14 protein-coding genes are annotated in these 15,435 nt (G+C 71.1%); 2 read left to right on the top strand and 12 right to left on the bottom strand.

Annotated elements, in window-relative coordinates; genetic code table 11:
• Positions 1-86: 86 nt before the first annotated feature.
• Positions 87-884: a class I SAM-dependent methyltransferase gene (locus tag AB0D67_RS03705; protein ID WP_362929514.1), complete on the bottom strand. Its 798-nt coding sequence runs from the start codon at positions 882-884 to the stop codon at positions 87-89.
• 266 nt (positions 885-1,150) lie between these two features.
• Here AB0D67_RS03705 and AB0D67_RS03700 point away from each other — a divergent pair, with 266 nt between their 5' ends.
• Positions 1,151-3,427 carry a hypothetical protein gene (locus AB0D67_RS03700; protein WP_362929512.1) on the top strand — a complete coding sequence of 759 codons (2,277 nt, stop codon included), beginning with the start codon at positions 1,151-1,153 and terminating at the stop codon, positions 3,425-3,427.
• Positions 3,428-3,493: 66 nt separating this feature from the next.
• Here the strand turns inward: AB0D67_RS03700 and AB0D67_RS03695 are convergent, their stop codons facing one another.
• Both AB0D67_RS03695 and AB0D67_RS03690 read right to left on the bottom strand, forming a co-directional pair.
• Positions 3,494-4,192: a class I SAM-dependent methyltransferase gene (locus tag AB0D67_RS03695; protein ID WP_362929510.1), complete on the bottom strand. Its 699-nt coding sequence runs from the start codon at positions 4,190-4,192 to the stop codon at positions 3,494-3,496.
• Positions 4,193-4,396: 204 nt separating this feature from the next.
• Positions 4,397-4,861: a GtrA family protein gene (locus AB0D67_RS03690; RefSeq protein WP_362929508.1), complete on the bottom strand. Its 465-nt coding sequence runs from the start codon at positions 4,859-4,861 to the stop codon at positions 4,397-4,399.
• Between the two features lie 79 nt (positions 4,862-4,940).
• On the opposite strand from AB0D67_RS03690, the gene AB0D67_RS03685 reads away from it, so the two are divergent.
• Complete coding sequence (locus AB0D67_RS03685; RefSeq protein WP_362929506.1) at positions 4,941-5,948, top strand: glycosyltransferase family 2 protein; 1,008 nt, start codon at positions 4,941-4,943, stop codon at positions 5,946-5,948.
• Here the strand turns inward: AB0D67_RS03685 and AB0D67_RS03680 are convergent.
• The 9 genes from AB0D67_RS03680 to AB0D67_RS03640 all read right to left on the bottom strand — a co-directional run bounded on the left by AB0D67_RS03680 (position 5,899) and on the right by AB0D67_RS03640 (position 15,039).
• Entirely contained in the window at positions 5,899-6,690 is a 792-nt protein-coding gene (locus AB0D67_RS03680) for a GNAT family N-acetyltransferase (protein WP_362929504.1), read from the bottom strand. The two genes, AB0D67_RS03685 and AB0D67_RS03680, sit on opposite strands and share 50 nt — an antisense overlap.
• A complete protein-coding gene (gene rffA, locus AB0D67_RS03675; RefSeq protein WP_362929502.1) occupies positions 6,690-7,844 on the bottom strand; it encodes a dTDP-4-amino-4,6-dideoxygalactose transaminase in 1,155 nt (384 codons plus the stop codon). The genes AB0D67_RS03680 and rffA overlap by 1 nt, the downstream gene beginning before the upstream one ends.
• A 144-nt stretch (positions 7,845-7,988) precedes the next feature.
• Positions 7,989-8,435, bottom strand: coding sequence for a GtrA family protein (locus AB0D67_RS03670; RefSeq protein ID WP_362929500.1), 447 nt, complete (start codon positions 8,433-8,435; stop codon positions 7,989-7,991).
• The gene (locus tag AB0D67_RS03665) at positions 8,432-9,382 is read right to left on the bottom strand and encodes a WxcM-like domain-containing protein (RefSeq protein ID WP_362929498.1); all 951 of its coding nucleotides are present in this window, start codon (positions 9,380-9,382) and stop codon (positions 8,432-8,434) included. The genes AB0D67_RS03670 and AB0D67_RS03665 overlap by 4 nt, the downstream gene beginning before the upstream one ends.
• Positions 9,379-10,365 carry a glycosyltransferase family 2 protein gene (locus AB0D67_RS03660; protein WP_362929496.1) on the bottom strand — a complete coding sequence of 329 codons (987 nt, stop codon included), beginning with the start codon at positions 10,363-10,365 and terminating at the stop codon, positions 9,379-9,381. The genes AB0D67_RS03665 and AB0D67_RS03660 overlap by 4 nt, the downstream gene beginning before the upstream one ends.
• A 4-nt stretch (positions 10,366-10,369) precedes the next feature.
• Positions 10,370-11,470 (bottom strand): DegT/DnrJ/EryC1/StrS family aminotransferase, encoded by a 1,101-nt coding sequence (locus tag AB0D67_RS03655; protein WP_362929494.1) that lies wholly within the window; start codon positions 11,468-11,470, stop codon positions 10,370-10,372.
• Positions 11,467-12,483, bottom strand: a complete 1,017-nt coding sequence (gene rfbB / locus AB0D67_RS03650) for a dTDP-glucose 4,6-dehydratase (protein ID WP_362929492.1) — start codon at positions 12,481-12,483, stop codon at positions 11,467-11,469. Before rfbB ends, AB0D67_RS03655 begins: the two co-directional genes overlap by 4 nt.
• Positions 12,480-13,547: a glucose-1-phosphate thymidylyltransferase gene (locus tag AB0D67_RS03645; RefSeq protein ID WP_362929490.1), complete on the bottom strand. Its 1,068-nt coding sequence runs from the start codon at positions 13,545-13,547 to the stop codon at positions 12,480-12,482. The genes rfbB and AB0D67_RS03645 overlap by 4 nt, the downstream gene beginning before the upstream one ends.
• Before the next feature lie 151 nt (positions 13,548-13,698).
• Entirely contained in the window at positions 13,699-15,039 is a 1,341-nt protein-coding gene (locus tag AB0D67_RS03640) for a hypothetical protein (RefSeq protein ID WP_362929488.1), read from the bottom strand.
• Positions 15,040-15,435 lie beyond the last annotated feature (396 nt).

Genomic DNA, 15,435 nt, shown 5'->3' with positions numbered 1-15,435 from the left:
CCCGACTTATGGGGGCCATGGGGAGGAGTCCCGTGCCGCGCCCGGTGGACCCCCGCCGGGCGAACGGCGGGCCCGGCGGCCCGGTGTCAGGTTCCGGCCGCCTCTCGCTCCAGGGCGACGAGCCCGGGGCCGGTCATCCCGATGTACTTCCCCCGGTACTCGAAGACCCGGTAGCGGGGGCGGCCCTCCACATGGCGGCGGAAGACGAGGTTGTCCTGGATGTCGTCCATGACGAGGACGTGGCCCGCCCCGAGGTGGTTCCTGACCCGCCCGAGGAAGAACTCCCGTCCTTCCCTTGATTTGTCGGAGTCGTAGTGGACGAGGTCCACCGAAACCCCCGGGAGGAGTATTCTCTCCAGGTTTCTCCGGTCACCTTTGACATGGAGCGTCCAGGAGGTTCGCAGCTCCTCGGGAATGACGTACCCGATGTACTGCTCGGGGTTCGCGAGGCGGAAGAACGGGAAATCGCTCGAATAGAGGTGGCCGCCGCCGTTGGCGCGCATCGCGCCGAGGATCGCCGAGGTCGACCAGCCGGCGGCGACGCCCGTCTCCAGTGCGACGGCGGGCCGCAGCAGCCGGGCCAGGACGTACAGCAGCTCGATCCCGCCGGGTCCGCCCAGGTCGACCCCGTCGCGGGCGAGTTTCCGCAGCCGCCACCGCGCCGACTCGGCGAGCCAGGCCGAGAAATCCTCGGCCTCCCGCCACAGGAGCGGGTCGATTCCTCTCACCCAGCTCTCGACGTCCTCGGCGTGGCGCGCCGCCCACGCGGTCGCGGCCTTTCTCTCGCGGTCGTGCCCGTATCTCGCCCTTATCCATGCCTTGTGCGCCATTACGGGCAGATAAGAGGGCCGGAGGGCGTTCCGGGCGATGGAAAGGACGGTCATGGCGGCATGATATGGAGCCGCGATATCCGTCCCGCCGGGGCACGGGCGTGATGCGAAGATTTTTACGGAAAGCAGATCCGCCGGTGCGTGGCCGTCCGGGCCGTCCAGGTGTTCGTGCGACCTGACGCCCGTGCGGCCTGACGTCCGTTCGGGGGCGTCAAAGGTCTGGCAAGGACTTCGCCGGAGCGGTGGGTGCGCGGGCGGGCGAGATGGCGGGGAGTCCCAGGCTTGCGGGCATGAAGGTGATTTCATCCCTGGGACGTGCCGTGTCGGATTCGCCGGTGCCCGCGGCGGGCATTCCGGGGGATCAGTCCGGATGGGGCGGCGGGACGCGGCGGGTGGCGGGGTCCGGCTGGACGCCGGCGGCCGCGGTGGCGCTCCTGACCGCGGCGGTGCTGGTGTACTACGGCGTGTCCGTCCGGGATCTGACGTTCTTCGGCGCGTACGTGGTTCTGGCGCTGGCCCTGCCGGGGACGTTGCTGGTCCGGGCGTTGTACGGCGGTGCGCGCACGCTGGCGGAGGAGTTCGCCCTGGGGCTGGCGCTGGGGTACGCGGTGGAGGTGGGGGTCTACGTCGCCGCCCGCGCCGCCGGGGCGCCACTGGCCGTGCTCGCCTGGCCCGCGGTGACGTACGCGGTGTTCCTGGCGGTGCCGGGACTGCGGCGGCACTGGCGGAGTGGCGCGCGGGTGAAGGCGCCGGCGTGGTGGTCATGGTCGATCGCACTCGCCGTCGCGTTCCTCGTCGCCTGGAGCGTACTCATGGTCTACCGCATCACCCCTCTCGCCTGGCCGGACCTGAAGGCGGCCTTCTACGACCTGCCGTTCCACCTGGCGCTGGTCGGTGAGCTGAAGTATCATCTGCCGCCGACGACGCCGTGGATCGCCGGCGAGCCGCTCTTCTACCACTGGTTCGTCTACGCCCACCTGGCGGCGGCGAACTGGATCACCGGGGTGGAGCCGGTGGTCCTGCTGCTACGGCTGGCCATGCTGCCGATGCTGGCCGCGATCGTCGTCGTCTTCGGCCTGATCGGGCGGCGGGTGACCGGTTCCCACACGGGCGGCCTCCTGGTGGTCGCCGGAATCCTCTTCGTGACGGTGCCGAGTCTGTACCTCGGCAAGAACGGGGCTTTCACCTGGGGCGGTGTCCCTGACCTCTCCTGGCAGAGCCCGACCCAGACGTTCGGGACGCTGCTGTTCGCCCCGCTGACGCTGCTGGTCGTCGACATGCTCGGGGGCCGGCGGGGGGCGGGCCGGTGGGTGATGACGGGCGTCCTGACGGTCGCGGTGATGGGGGCCAAGGCCGTCTATCTCCCACTGCTGGCCGTAGGCCTGGCGGCGGTGGCGGTCGTGGAGACGGTCCGGCGGCGCCGTCCACACCGGACCTCACTGGTCATGCTGGTGATGACCGCAGTCTGCCTGCTGTTCGCCCAGTTCGTGTTGTTCGGCGGGGTCCGGCAGGGCGTCTCCCTCGCGCCCCTCTTCCACATGCGCACCGCCTGGACGGAGCTGACGGGCCTCGCGGGCGAGCCGCCGGCGGCCTCGCTCCTGGGTATCACGCTGGTCTTCCTGCTGGCCCAGGTGATCGCCTGGTCCGGGATCCCCGGTCTGCTGAGCCGGCCGGGGCTGCTCGCCCGGCCCGAGACGGTGCTCATGCTGGGCATCGGCACGGCCGGGATCGGCGCCGGGCTCCTGCTCGGGCATCCCACCCGCAGCCAGCTCTTCTTCCTCTGGGCGGCCTACCCCTACCTGACCGTCCTGTCGGTCCACGGACTCCTCACCCTCCACCGGCGCGCCGGTCTGCCGCGCCGGTGGACGGCCCTCGCCGCCGGTGGTGGGGTGGCCGCCGTCTACCTGGTCCCGTTCGCCTGCGGCGTCGTGGTCCCCCTGGGGCCGGGGCGGCCGGACAGCCTGCTGTACCTGCCGTATGTCGCACTGCCGGCCGTGGCGGTCGTCGCGGCGGCCGTCCTGGTCCGCACGGCCGGGCGGCTGCGCGCCTGGGCGTTGATCACCGTCGCGCTCGCCGCCGTCGCGCTGCCCGCCGACCTGCACGCCCGGGTCCTCGCAATCGGACACGACACCCCGGGCACCCTCGTCGCGCCCGGGGAGCGGAGCCTTCCCCCGGGCGCGCCGGCCGCCGCCCGGTGGCTGCGCGACCACTCCGATCCGGACGACCTGGTCGCCTCCAACGCGCACTGCCGCTGGGGTTATCACGACCTGTGCGACAAGGCGCAGTTCTGGGTGGCCGCGCTGTCCGAGCGGCGCGTACTGGTCGAGGGGTGGGCCTACACCGCGACGAACCTGGACCGGGCGCGACCCGGCGAGGTCCACCAGCTCCCGTTCTGGGACGCCGACCGGCTGCGGGCCAACGACGCGGTCTTCTCGTCCCCCTCGGCGGCCGCGGTCCGCGAGCTGCGGGACCGGTACGGCGTGCGCTGGCTCTTCGCCGACGAGCGGCAGCCGGGGCTCGGCGCCGGGTTGGGGAAGGTGGCGGACCTGCGGTTCCGTTCCGGCGGCTGCGCCGTCTACCGGCTGCCCGACGCCTGACCGCCCTGACCGCCCGGACCGCCCGGACCGCCCGGACCGGGGTGCGCGCCCGGTGGGCGCGCACCCTCAGCGAGGACGGTGTGCCCGCACGATGAGGGAGACCCCGGGCCGCGACTTCACCGGGAGGTACCGCTCAGCGGTGATCACGGCGGTGAGGGCCAGGTTGACCAGCGGGGACGTCTCCACGACGTCGGACCCGGAGGTGTGCCTCCTGCGGCGCGCGACGACCGGCCGCAGCAGGACGTTCCAGCTCCACATGCGATCGATCGCCAGGCCCGCCTCGGTGAGCAGGGCGGTGAGGCCGTCGCCCGTGTAGCGGCGGACGTGGCCGGACGCCACGTCGTGGGCCGACCAGAGCGCCATGTCGCAGGGCACCGAGATCAGCGCCCTGCCCCCGGGGCGCAGCACGCGCACCAGCTCGCGGGCGGCCGCGTCGTCCTCCTCGATGTGCTCCAGCACGTCCATGGCCACGACGAGGTCGAAGCCCGCGTCGGGCAGCGGGAGGTCGCGCGCGTCGGCGTGGACGGCCCGCAGCCCGCGCTGCCGGGCCAGCTCCACCGCGGTCTCGGAGAAGTCGGCGACCAGTGCGTCCCAGCCGTGCTCGACGAGCACCCGGGTGTTGCCGCCCCCCGCCGCGCCGATGTCGAGCGCGGCGCCGGGGGCGCCGATGCGGCGCAGCTCGCGCGCCAGGATGGCGCGCCGTTCGCGGTACCACCAGTGGCGGTCCTCCAGCTCGACGGTGCGGCGGATCTCGATGGCCTCCATGCGTTCCTCCTCGCGAGAGCGGTGGTGGGAGGCGGCGATCCGGGGCCGGGACCGCGCGCCCCGAAGCACGGCTCCCGCCGGGCGGGGCACCGCCGTACGACGGTTGCGGCGGCGCCCCGCTCCGCCGAATCTATGAGGAGTCCGGAATGACGGCTCTTCACCGTCCTTCGCCTTTGTCGAACGGTTCAGGGAACGTTGCCACCGCTAGAGGGTTCTACGTTTTGAAAATGTCCACGTACGGTGGACGACGTAGCTCAGTGGGGGACTCAGGGCGATTATCATGGCCTGGGCCGCCACGATCGGAATTCCGGCTATTTCCACCAAAATGGGAAGTCCGACGGCCGAGGCGGCCATGAACCCCAGTCCCACCGTGTAGAACCGCGCGAGACCGGTCAGCCACGGCTGGCCGGAGGAACGGAACACCACCGCCCTGAACAGCGGATAGACCAGTAGCACCGTCACTGCGTGGCTGGCAAACGCCAGGAAAAGGTACGGAACCCTATCGTCAGTGACGGCCAATGCCAGGCAGAGGAGAGCGTAATAGGCGGCGGCCGTTACGGCGCCGGCCAGGAGATATGTGATCCTCTGGTGGCTAAGTGCGGAGATAAGTGATCGTCGCCGGGAAGGAAGGTTCCCGTCCCGATCGGCCCCGCTTTCCAGTCGAACCATGTGGCGGTCACTCCGGGATCGTAATGGTCGGCGGGATAAATGAGGATTGTAATCGGCCACGGTGAATTGTGGGGGATCCATGCCGGTGTCAGTGGTCATTCCGTGTTACCGCTCCGCGCGGACCCTTCCGGAACTGCTCACCAGGCTCGTGCCGGTCCTCAGGGCGATGTCGGTGCCGTACGAGGTGATACTCGTCGTCGACGGCGGCCCGGACGACACGTGGGAGACGGCCGCCGAACTGGCCCGCGGGCACGACCACGTCCGCGCGCTGCGGATGTCCCGGAACTACGGCCAGCACAACGCGCTGGTCGCCGGGGTCAGGGAGGCCCGCCACGACGTCGTCGTCACCATGGACGACGACCTGCAGCATCCGCCGGAGCAGATCCCCCTCCTGCTGGCCGCCCTGGAGGGCGACCGCCTCGACCTGGTGTACGGGGTCTCGCATCGCGAGGAGCACGGGTTTCTGCGGAGCCTGGCCTCCCGGTCGATCAAGGCGGCCATGGCCGGCGCGCTCGGAGTCGGCGCGGCCCGGTCGATCAGCGCCTTCCGCGCCTTCAGGACCCGCCTGCGCGACGGGTTCGAGGACCTGTCCGGGCCGCACGTGTCGGTGGACGTGGCGCTCTCCTGGTCCACCACCCGGGTCGGCTCGGTCCGGGTGCACATGGACAAGCGCGGCGACGGGCGGTCCAACTACACCGTCCCCCTGCTGGTCCGGCACGCGATGACCATGCTCCTCGGCTACAGCACCGCCCCGCTCCGGGCGGCGAGCTATCTGGGGTTCCTGGTGGGCCTCGTCGGCCTGGTGCTGGGCGGCCTCGTGCTGTGGCGGTTCGTGACGGGGGACACCACGGTCGCCGGGTTCACCACCCTCGCGACGATGGTCGCACTGTTCTCCTCCGCCCAGCTGATGTCCGTCGGGCTGCTCGGCGAGTACGTCGGGCGCATCCATGGCAACGGGATGGGCCGGCCCGTCTACGTGGTGAGCGAGCGGGCCGGGCCGCCCGCCGGCTCCGCCCTGCCGGGCCGCCCGGTGGAGGTCAGCGTTCCGGTGCACGCGGGAGTCGGCACCGGACCAGATGAACGGTGAGCGCGGTGCAGACGGGCTCGAACCCGTAGCGGGCCCACGCCCGCTGCACCCCGGTGTTGTGCCCCTGGGTGGAGATGACGACCTCGGCCGCGCCGCGGGCCAGGGCTCGCTCCTCCACCCCCTTCAGCAGGTGGGCGTACAGACCGCGGCCACGCGCTCCGGGGACCGTGCCGGCGAGCAGGATCTCCGTCCGGGTGTCGTCCTCCTCGACGGTGGCCAGGCCCAGCAGCCGGGACCCCGGCCCGTCCGGGGCCTCGCCGTACAGCCCCAGGCAGCCTCCACCGGCCGCGGACCGCAGCGCCCAGTCCCGATAGCCCTCCAGGGCCGCCCCGGCGTCGAGCAGGGGGTTGGCCAGGTAGTGGTTGCCGTAGGAGCCGAAGACGGCCGAGACCGCCTCCCGCACCACGGCCGGGTCCGTCACCCCCGCCGCCCAGAGGCCGGGTGACGGCTCCGGCCCGCGGCCCTTGCCCGCGTCGAGCCGCCAGTAGACCAGGGAGTCGGCGAGGACGGCGGTACGGCCCAGCGCTGTCAGGGCGGCGAACCACTCCACGTGCCGTGCCGGGTAACGGAGCACCACGATGTCCGCCTCTGACCTCCGTACCGCCGTGAGGACGGCGGAGAGCGGGGCGTCCGAGGCGGCGGAGACCGTGACGCGCTCGAACGAGAGACCGAACCGGGCGGACTCCAGAGGGGACTCCCGCACCGGCAGGCCGTCGGCCTCCACCAGGTCGTGCCACGACATCAGCCCACCTCGTACGTGCGGGCCGCGTCGAGCACGCGCGCCACGTCGGCCTCGGTCAGGTCGGCGAACAGCGGCAGCCGGACGAGCCGGTCGGCGACGTCCTCGGTGACCGGGCACCCGCCCGGGGCGGTGCGGCCGTGGCGCACGCCCGCCGGGGCGGCGTGCAGCGGCTGGTAGTGGAACACCGCCCGCACCCCCCGACCGGCGAGGTGGGCGATGAACGCCTGCCGGTTCGCCAGGTCCGGCAGCAGCAGGTGGTAGATGTGCGCCGGGTGCTCGCAGCCGTCCGGCACCGTGGGCCGGGAGACACCGTTGCGGGCGGCCCACTCCGCCAGCCCCTCGTGGTAGGCGTTCCACACCGCGTGGCGACGCGCCTGGATCTCGCCGAACGACTCCAGCTGGGCGGTCAGCTGCGCGGCGAGGACGTCGGACAGCAGGTAGCTGGAGCCGACGTCGACCCAGCGGTACTTGTCCACCTGGCCGCGGAAGAACCGGCTGCGGTCGGTGCCCTTCTCCCGGATGATCTCGGCCCGGGTGACCAGGCCGGCGTCATTGACGAGCAGCGCCCCGCCCTCGCCGCACTGCACGTTCTTGGTGTCGTGGAAGCTCTGGGCGGCCATGACGCCGAAGGATCCCAGCGGCCTGCCCCGGTACGAGGCGCCCAGGCCGTGGGCGTTGTCCTCGACCAGGGCCAGGCCGTGGCGCTCACAGACCTTGCCGATCATCTCCAGTTCGCACGCGACGCCCGCGTAGTGGACGACCACCACGGCGCGCGTCCGGTCGGTGACCGCCTCCTCCAGCAGCCGCTCGTCGACGTTCAGGGTGTCGGGCCGGCAGTCGACGAACACCGGGACCGCTCCGCGCAGGGCATAGGCGTTGGCCATCGACACGAAGGTGAACGACGGCATGATCACCTCGTCGCCGGGCCGCAGGTCCAGGAGCAGGGCCGACATCTCCAGCGCGTGCGTGCACGAGGGCGTCAGCAGTACGTGCGCGGCTCCCGTCACCGCCCGCAGCAGCGCGCCCGCACGCCTGCTGCAGGGGCCGTCACCGGAGGTCGACCCCTGCAGCAGGGACCGGCCGAGGTGGTCGAGCTCGTTCGCCGCGACGTACGTTCGGTTGAACGGGATGTCGCTCACATCGGTAGTGGTCATGGCCGCAGTGAACAGGGAGAAGGATCCGTGACACGCGCCGTTTCTTATTGCGTTGGGGGAAATTTCTGAATTCTTGCCTTCGTGTCCATCGTGAGATTTTACGGCGAAATTCTGTCGCCTAGGATGATGGGCTGATAAAAGGCGTTATTTGCCGAGAGAAGGTTGGTTCGCGGACGGAGTGGGCGGCGCGGCCGTCCGTTCCGGAGCCGGGACGCCGGCCTTCCCGAGGACGAGACGGGTCATCGCGAACGTCAGCGGGACGTTCACCGCCAGCACCGCCGCCATGGCGAGCCTGCCGTCGATCCCCGCCCGGGTCAGCGGCGTCAGGATGCCCAGGCCGGCCAGGTAGGACACCAGATACACGACGGGGAAGCGCGCGGCCGACCCGGCGCGGGGACGCACCCGGAACACGAACATCGTGTTGACGAAGTAGGCGATGGCGACACCGGTGAGGTACGCGGCGGAGTAGGCGGCCGGGGGCGTGATCCATCGCGACAGCAGGACGAAGAGCCCGTAGGTCGCCCCGGTGTTGGCCGCCCCGCCCACGACGAACCGGGTGAACGGGGTGAACCGCCGCAGCCGATCGCTCACGTCGGTGCGGGGAGGTCGCGGGCGAGTTTCCTGAACTCGTCGTAGGAGCGGATGTAGTCCTCCGGGTCGTAGTAGTGCGAGGCGAAAACGAGAAGGACGGCGTCGGGGGAGTAGCGGTACTGCGTGCCCCAGATCATCGGCGGCATGTGGACGCCCAGGGCGGGACCGTCCAGGGTGATCTCACGCCGGTTGCGCCCGTCGTCGAGGAGGACGCCGCAGGAGCCGTGCACGCAGATCAGGAACTGCGCGCAACGCCGGTGGGCGTGCTCGCCCCGCACCTCCCGGCTCGGCACGTTGAAGACCACGAAGTAACGCCGGGGGACGAAGGGCAGCTCCCGCTCGAACTCGCCCACCGACAGCTCACCGCGCAGGTCCTTCGTCACGCGCATCCCGTGCAGGCAGGCGCCGCCGACTCCCAGATCCACCCTGCCCGTCTCCGGAGGGCCGGAGCCGGGTTCCGGAACTCCGGCGCGGCCGGTGTCGGTGACGTAGCCCTTGATGCGGGCGGGGTTGCCGGTCACGATCGCGTTCGGCGGCACGGAGCGCGTCACCACCGCACCCGCCCCCACCATCGCACCGGTACCGATCTCCACCCCCGGCAGGATCGTGGCGTTCGCGCCGATGGACGCCCCCGAGCGGACCACGGTGCGCGCGAACCGCTCGGGGCGGACCTTGCTGCGCGGGAACGGGTCGTTGGTGAACGTCGCGTTCGGGCCGACGAAGACGTCGTCCTCGACGGTGATCCCGTCCCAGAGCTGGACGCCGCACTTGACGGTCACCCGGTCGCCGAGGACGACGTCGTTCTCGACGAACACCCCGTCGCAGAGGTTGCAGTCGGCTCCGATCCGGGCGCCCGGCAGCACGTGCGCGAAGGCCCACACGCTGGTGCCCGGTCCTATCTCGGAGCTCTCACAGATGGCCCGGGGATGGACGAAAACGGATCTCATGGCAGTCCGCCGATCTCGTGGACGAGGGAAACGGGTCCGGGCGCGCCCTCGAAGACGCGAGCCGTACGGACCAGGGCGAGCGGGCGTCTCTTGGTGTTCTCGTAACTGCGCCAGGCATAGGAGCCGATGAAGCCGAGCCCCAGGGTGTTCAGCGCGCCGAAGAACACGATGACCAGGATCGTCGCGGTGTAGCCGGCCGCCTGGATGTGGCCGGTCAGGCGCATGGCGACGACGAACGCCGCCAGGCACGCGGCCACGGCGAAACCGAACGCTCCGCAGGCGGTGAGGATCCGGATCGGCAGGTCGGTGAAGGCGAAGACGCTGTCGGTGAGGTAGTCGACCTTCTTGCGGAACGTCCAGCCGCTCCTGCCGAGCTCGCGGGCCCGGCGCCGGTAGGGCACCTCGACCCGGCGGAAACCCAGCCAGTACACCAGCCCCACCAGCGAGCTGTTGGCCTCCTCCAGCCGCAGCAGCTCCTCGCGGATACGCCGGTTGCAGCCGAAGACGTCGACGCCGCCGGACGGGATGTCGCGTACCACGAAGCGCCGGTAGAACCCCCAGAAGACGTTCGCCGCCAGACGGGAGGCCCCGGGGTCGTCACGCGACTCACGCACCCCGACCGCGATGTCGGCGCCGCCGCCGGCCAGCTCGTCGAGGAACCGCAGCAGGAGCCCCGGAGGCTCCTGCAGGTCGGCGGCGATGACGGCGAAGTACTCACCCGACGCGGCGCGCAGCCCCGTCCGGATGGCCGCGAACGACCCGAAGTTGCGCGCGTGCAGCAGCAGCCGCGAACGGAACGGCGCCTCCGGCAGGGCCTTCTCCAGCAGCTCGAAGCTGTCGTCGGGACTGCCGTCGACGACGAAGACGAACTCCGTCGCCATGCCGAAGCGCTCCGCGACCGTCGCGGCGATCACGGTGAACTCGGCGACCAGCCGCGGTACGAACTCCGCGTTCCGGTAGACGGGGATGATCACGGAGAACACGGCGTCACCAGGAGTTCACTCGGGAGATCACCCTGGTGACCTCCTCGTCGGACAGCCCGGGATGGCACGGCAGCGTCAGGACCGCCCCCGCCAGCTCCTCCGTCACCGGCAGCGCGGGCCGCCCGCCGAGTCCCTCCCGGACGGGCTGCAGGTGCTCCGGGACCGGATAGTGCACGTCGGCGCCGATCGACGCCGCGGCCAGATGAGCCCGCAGCGCCTCCCGGTCCTCACACGCGACGACGTAGAGGTGTGCGACGAACTCCTCGCCGCACACCGCGGGGCACCGCAGACGCGGATGGCGGATCTCGCGGGAGTAACGCGCCGCGATCTCACGGCGCCTGTCGTTCCAGCCGTCGAGGAACGGCAGCCTGGCACGCAGGACCGCGGCCTGCATCTCGTCGAGGCGGCTGTTGCGGCCCCCGGGAACGCCCGCCCGGTATCTTTCCTGCCAGCCGTACTGCCGCAGCAGCCGGACCCGCTCGGCGACCTCGGCGCCGCCGGTGACCACGGCGCCCGCGTCGCCGAGCGCCCCGAGGTTCTTCGTCGGGTAGAAGCTGAAGGCCGCCGCGGCGCCGAAGGAGCCGGCCGTACGGCCGTCCCGGCGGGCGCCGTGCGCCTGCGCGCAGTCCTCCAGCACCGGGACGCCCGCGCCCGCCGCGATGTCCAGCACCGTCCCCATGTCGTGCAGCAGCCCGTACAGGTGGGTCACCACCACCGCGTCGAGGTCGCCGCCGCCCGCGACCCGTTTGAGGTGGTCCGGGTCCATCAGCATCGTGCCGGGGTCGACGTCGACGAACACCGCGTGCGCGCCGAGGGCCGCAAGCGCCGTCGTGGTGTAGGAGCCGGCGTTCGCGACGGTGGCGACCCGGCTCCCGGAGCCCACGCCCAGGGCGCGCAGCGCCAGCTCGATCGCGTCGGTGCCGTTCGCGACGCCCACGCAGTGGGCGGTGCCGCAGTAGGCGGCGAAGTCCCGTTCGAAGGCATCGACCTCCGCACCGAGGATGTACCGGCCGCTCTCCAGCACGCGATTCACCGCGGCGCGCGTCCTCGCCTCCACGAGGGAGCCGGAGCGACCGAGATCGTTGACCGGGACGCGGTCGCTCATCGCCCGCCCCCGGTCTCCTCGGGCCGCGCCGTACGGCGGGCGGCGCGTTCCTTCAGGGGGCGCCACCACGCCTCGTTGTCCCGGTACCAGCGCACGACCCCCTCCAGCCCCTCGTCGAAGTCCACCCGGGGCTCGTAGCCGATCGCCCGGATCTTTCCGCTGTCCACCGAGTAGCGCAGGTCGTGCCCGGGGCGGTCGGCGACCCGCTCGACCATCTCCCAGCCCGCGCCGAACGTCGCCAGCAGTCGCTCTGTCAGTTCGAGGTTGGTCAGCTCGACCCCGCCGCCGACGTTGTAGACCTCGCCGGCCGCTCCCTTGTCCACGACGAGCTGCACGGCCCGGCAGTGGTCGTCGACGTGCAGCCACTCGCGGACGTTGCGGCCGTCGCCGTACAGCGGGACGGGCAGCCCGTCGATCAGGTTGGTGACGAACAGCGGGATGACCTTCTCGGGGTACTGGTAGGGGCCGTAGTTGTTGGAACAGCGGGTCACCCGCACGTCCAGCCCGTAGGTCCGGTGGTAGGCGCGGCACAGCAGGTCGGCCCCGGCCTTGGACGCCGCGTAGGGGGAGTTCGGCTCCAGCGGCGCGTCCTCGTCCCACGACCCCTCGGCGACGGATCCGTAGACCTCGTCGGTCGAGACGTGGACGAACGTCCGCACCCCCGCCTCCAGCGCCGCCTGCAGCAGCCGCTGCGTGCCCAGCACGTTGGTGGTGACGAACGCGCCGGCCCCGGTGATCGACCGGTCCACGTGCGTCTCGGCGGCGAAGTTCACGACGACGTCGTGACCCGGCACCAGGCCGGCCAGCAGCTCGCCGTCGGTGACGTCGCCGCGCACGAAGGTGTGGCGGGGATTCCCGGCGACCGGCCACAGGTTCTCCGGGTTTCCGGCATAGGTGAGCTTGTCGAGCACCGTCACGTGGACGTCCTCGCAGCCGGGGTGGGCGCCGGTGAGCAGCGAACGCACGTAGCAGGAACCGATGAACCCGGCGGCGCCGGTGACCAGGATCCTCATGCCGGCACCTGCACCTTGCTGTGGTCGCCCACCATGAGCTGGTGCATGTTGGGCGCCCTCGTCGCGCGGGTGACCTCGACGTAACGGCCGATCAGCGAGCAGGTGAGCCGCGAGATGCCCCTGATGGCGGAGCCGCCCAGCACGATGCTGTACTCCACCTCGGTGTCCTCCAGCACGCACCCCTCGCCGATCGAGGTGTAGGGGCCGACATAGGAGTCAATGATCTTGGTGTCGGCGCCGATGACGGCGGGCCCCCGGATCACCGACCCCTCCACCGTGGCGCCCGGCTCCACGATGACGCGTCCCGTGATCTCCGACAGGCCGTCCACCGTCCCCGCGATGCCCGGCTCGATCGTCTCCAGGACGATGCGGTTGCACTCCAGCATGTCCTGCAACCGCCCGGTGTCCTTCCAGTAGCCGCTGACGAAGTGGGAGTGGACCCGGCGGCCGCTGCGAATGAGCCATCCGATCGCGTCGGTGATCTCCAGTTCGCCGCGCGCGGACGGCGCGATCGCCCGGACCGCCTCGTGGATCGCGGGCGAGAACGTGTAGACCCCCACGATCGCCAGGTCGCTGCGGGGATGCTCGGGCTTCTCCTCCAGGTCGACGATCTCACCGTCCGGACCGAGCTCGGCGACCCCGTAGTACTGCGGCTCGGCCACCCGGGTCAACAGGATCTGGGCGTCGTAGTCGGCCGCGAGGAAGGAGTCCACCAGGCCGGTGATGCCGCCGACCAGGAAGTTGTCACCCAGGTACATCACGAACGGGTCGTCGCCGAGGAACTCCCGTGCGATCAGCACGCAGTGCGCCAGCCCCAGCGGGGCCTCCTGTGGGATGTAGGTGACCTCCAGGCCGAGCCGTGAACCGTCGCCGACCGCCTCCATGACCTCGTGAGCGGTGTCGCCGACGACGATCCCCACGCTGGTGATGCCCGCGTCCCTGATCGCTTCGAGGCCGTACTGCAGCACCGGCTTGTTGGCGATGGGGACCAGCTGCTTTGCGGAGGTATGGGTTAGAGGGCGGAGTCTCGTGCCCTTTCCTCCCGCTAGAACAAGTGCTTTCACCGTTCTTCGAGCCTTCCCGCGAAAAGCGAATGGCCGCAGCGGCCGTCTGTCCGCTTTAATTTATGTGGAAGGTGAATTGACCGCCGCGTTCCGTCCATCACCTTTGATGAAGAATGGGGCCCGAATTGCCGAACCCATAGTTTTCGGCCGCCTAGCCCGGAGCCGCACAGTCGTGAATCTCCAGCGCACCCACCGGCAACGGAGGCAGCGGATGGGAGAGTCCCGCCGTGGCGGACACGACGACCACCAGGGTGCCGGCCGCGACCGCCACCGCCCACACCGGGCGGACCGTACGGCTCCGCCGGATGGACGCCAGGGCGAGGGCACTCCCTACGATGCCGAGAAGTACCACGGGCAGCGCGAACCGCGTCTCGGCGGCGGACGCCAGCAGCGTGACGCACGCCCCCAGCATCGCCGCGGCCACGAGTGCCGCTTCGGGCCGCCTGCCGGCCGAGCCCCGCCGTAGAGCGGCGGCGATCAGGGCCGACGTCCCGCAGACGGTGATCGCCGCGACAGGCAGGAGCAGGCTGTAACTCTCGTCCGCCGGCGGTACGGAGTACGGCACGTGCGGCGACCAGGCCAGCGCGGCGGAGAACTTCTCCAGCAGGAACACGGCCGACCAGGGAAGGTTCGTGAGCATCGTGAACGGGAGGTCCGCCACCGACGTGACAGCGCGTCCGAGGAAGGCGTGCGCCATGTGGGGATCGCAGTAGAACTGCTGGGGCGGGCCGGCGAGAAGAGTGTCGTACCTGACGATGTACGACGACAACCCCGCCTGGAAATTCGCCAGTGACCCCGACAGAGGCGGGACCGGGAACCATCCGAAACCACCGACGGCGTTGACGGCGAACTGCGGGACGAGCGCGACGGCCACTCCCGGGAGCAGCCAGAGGCCACGAAGGCGGCGGACGGCCGCTATCACCACCACGACCGCGGCCAATGGCACGAGGTACGCCGGCCGCAGGTTGAGCGCGATCCCCGCGCAGAGCCCCGCCGCGACGAGACACCGGCGCGACCCCGCCGACGCCAGCAGTACCGCGCAGAGGAACACGGCGGCGGCAGGGACGTCCATCAGCGGATACGGTGCGAACGGAGCCACGAGGAGCCAGACGCCCGCCGCGCACCAGCAGATCGTGGCGGGGCCCCGGACTCCCAGGGTCCGGGCGATCGCCGGGAGCACCACGGCGCCGAGCACCGCGATGATGAGCGCGTTCTCCACGAGCACCGCCGCCGCTCCCGAACCGGCGGCGAGCCGGTCGGCCAACGCCGCGGGCGCGTAGACGACGAAGGCCAGAACCCCGCGCAGCCCCAGGGCGGCGTGCTGGATGACCGGGGTGTCGGTGGTGAGAGCCGACGTGCTCGCGCCCCCGGTGGCCGGAGCGTCGCCGAAAAGGAATGCCCAACCGGTCTGGGCGCCCCGCCAGTACCGTATGGCGTCCCCCTGAAAGTCCCGTGCGGGGTTCCGGGCGACGGTGAGCGCGAACAGTGCCACCGCCGCGACAAGGGTGACGCGGCGGCGTGTCGCGACTGAGGACTCCGCTGGATCGCTCCATCCGGAAGCGAGCGGAGCATCCATAATCACATGGTTATCGGCTGACACGAGGACGTTTTACCAGGTGAAACCGGGTGAAGCCGTAAGCCGCGCCGCTCGGGGACGCCGGTGCCCGGACCCGCTCGGGGACGCCGGTGTCTGGACCCGCGAGGGGGCGCCGGTGTCTGGACCCGCGAGGGGGCGCCGGTGTCTGGACTGAGGAACGCAGCCGCGAAGCGGCGGAGAGACGAGGGAAGACATCGGGTAAGAGCCCCCGAGCCGCGACACGCAGTGTCGCCATGAGCCCGACACGCCTGTTTCGCCGGTGATCGGTCATACGGGAAGTCCGGACCCTTA

Source organism: Streptosporangium sp. NPDC048047 (assembly GCF_040653115.1).
Classification (GTDB): Bacteria; Actinomycetota; Actinomycetes; order Streptosporangiales; family Streptosporangiaceae; genus Streptosporangium.
The sequence above is the reverse complement of the archived record's forward strand: the minus strand, read 5'-3'. Positions and strand labels throughout refer to the sequence as shown.

Bases quoted from the DNA above. Each gene is read 5' to 3' on its own strand.
- AB0D67_RS03705 (WP_362929514.1), bottom strand. From the start codon at position 884: ATGACCGTCCTTTCCATCGCCCGGAACGCCCTCCGGCCCTCTTATCTG.
- AB0D67_RS03695 (WP_362929510.1), bottom strand. From the start codon at position 4,192: ATGGAGGCCATCGAGATCCGCCGCACCGTCGAGCTGGAGGACCGCCAC.
- AB0D67_RS03690 (WP_362929508.1), bottom strand. From the start codon at position 4,861: ATGGTTCGACTGGAAAGCGGGGCCGATCGGGACGGGAACCTTCCTTCC.
- AB0D67_RS03685 (WP_362929506.1), top strand. From the start codon at position 4,941: ATGCCGGTGTCAGTGGTCATTCCGTGTTACCGCTCCGCGCGGACCCTT.
- AB0D67_RS03680 (WP_362929504.1), bottom strand. From the start codon at position 6,690: ATGTCGTGGCACGACCTGGTGGAGGCCGACGGCCTGCCGGTGCGGGAG.
- rffA (WP_362929502.1), bottom strand. From the start codon at position 7,844: ATGACCACTACCGATGTGAGCGACATCCCGTTCAACCGAACGTACGTC.
- AB0D67_RS03665 (WP_362929498.1), bottom strand. From the start codon at position 9,382: ATGAGATCCGTTTTCGTCCATCCCCGGGCCATCTGTGAGAGCTCCGAG.
- AB0D67_RS03655 (WP_362929494.1), bottom strand. From the start codon at position 11,470: ATGAGCGACCGCGTCCCGGTCAACGATCTCGGTCGCTCCGGCTCCCTC.
- rfbB (WP_362929492.1), bottom strand. From the start codon at position 12,483: ATGAGGATCCTGGTCACCGGCGCCGCCGGGTTCATCGGTTCCTGCTAC.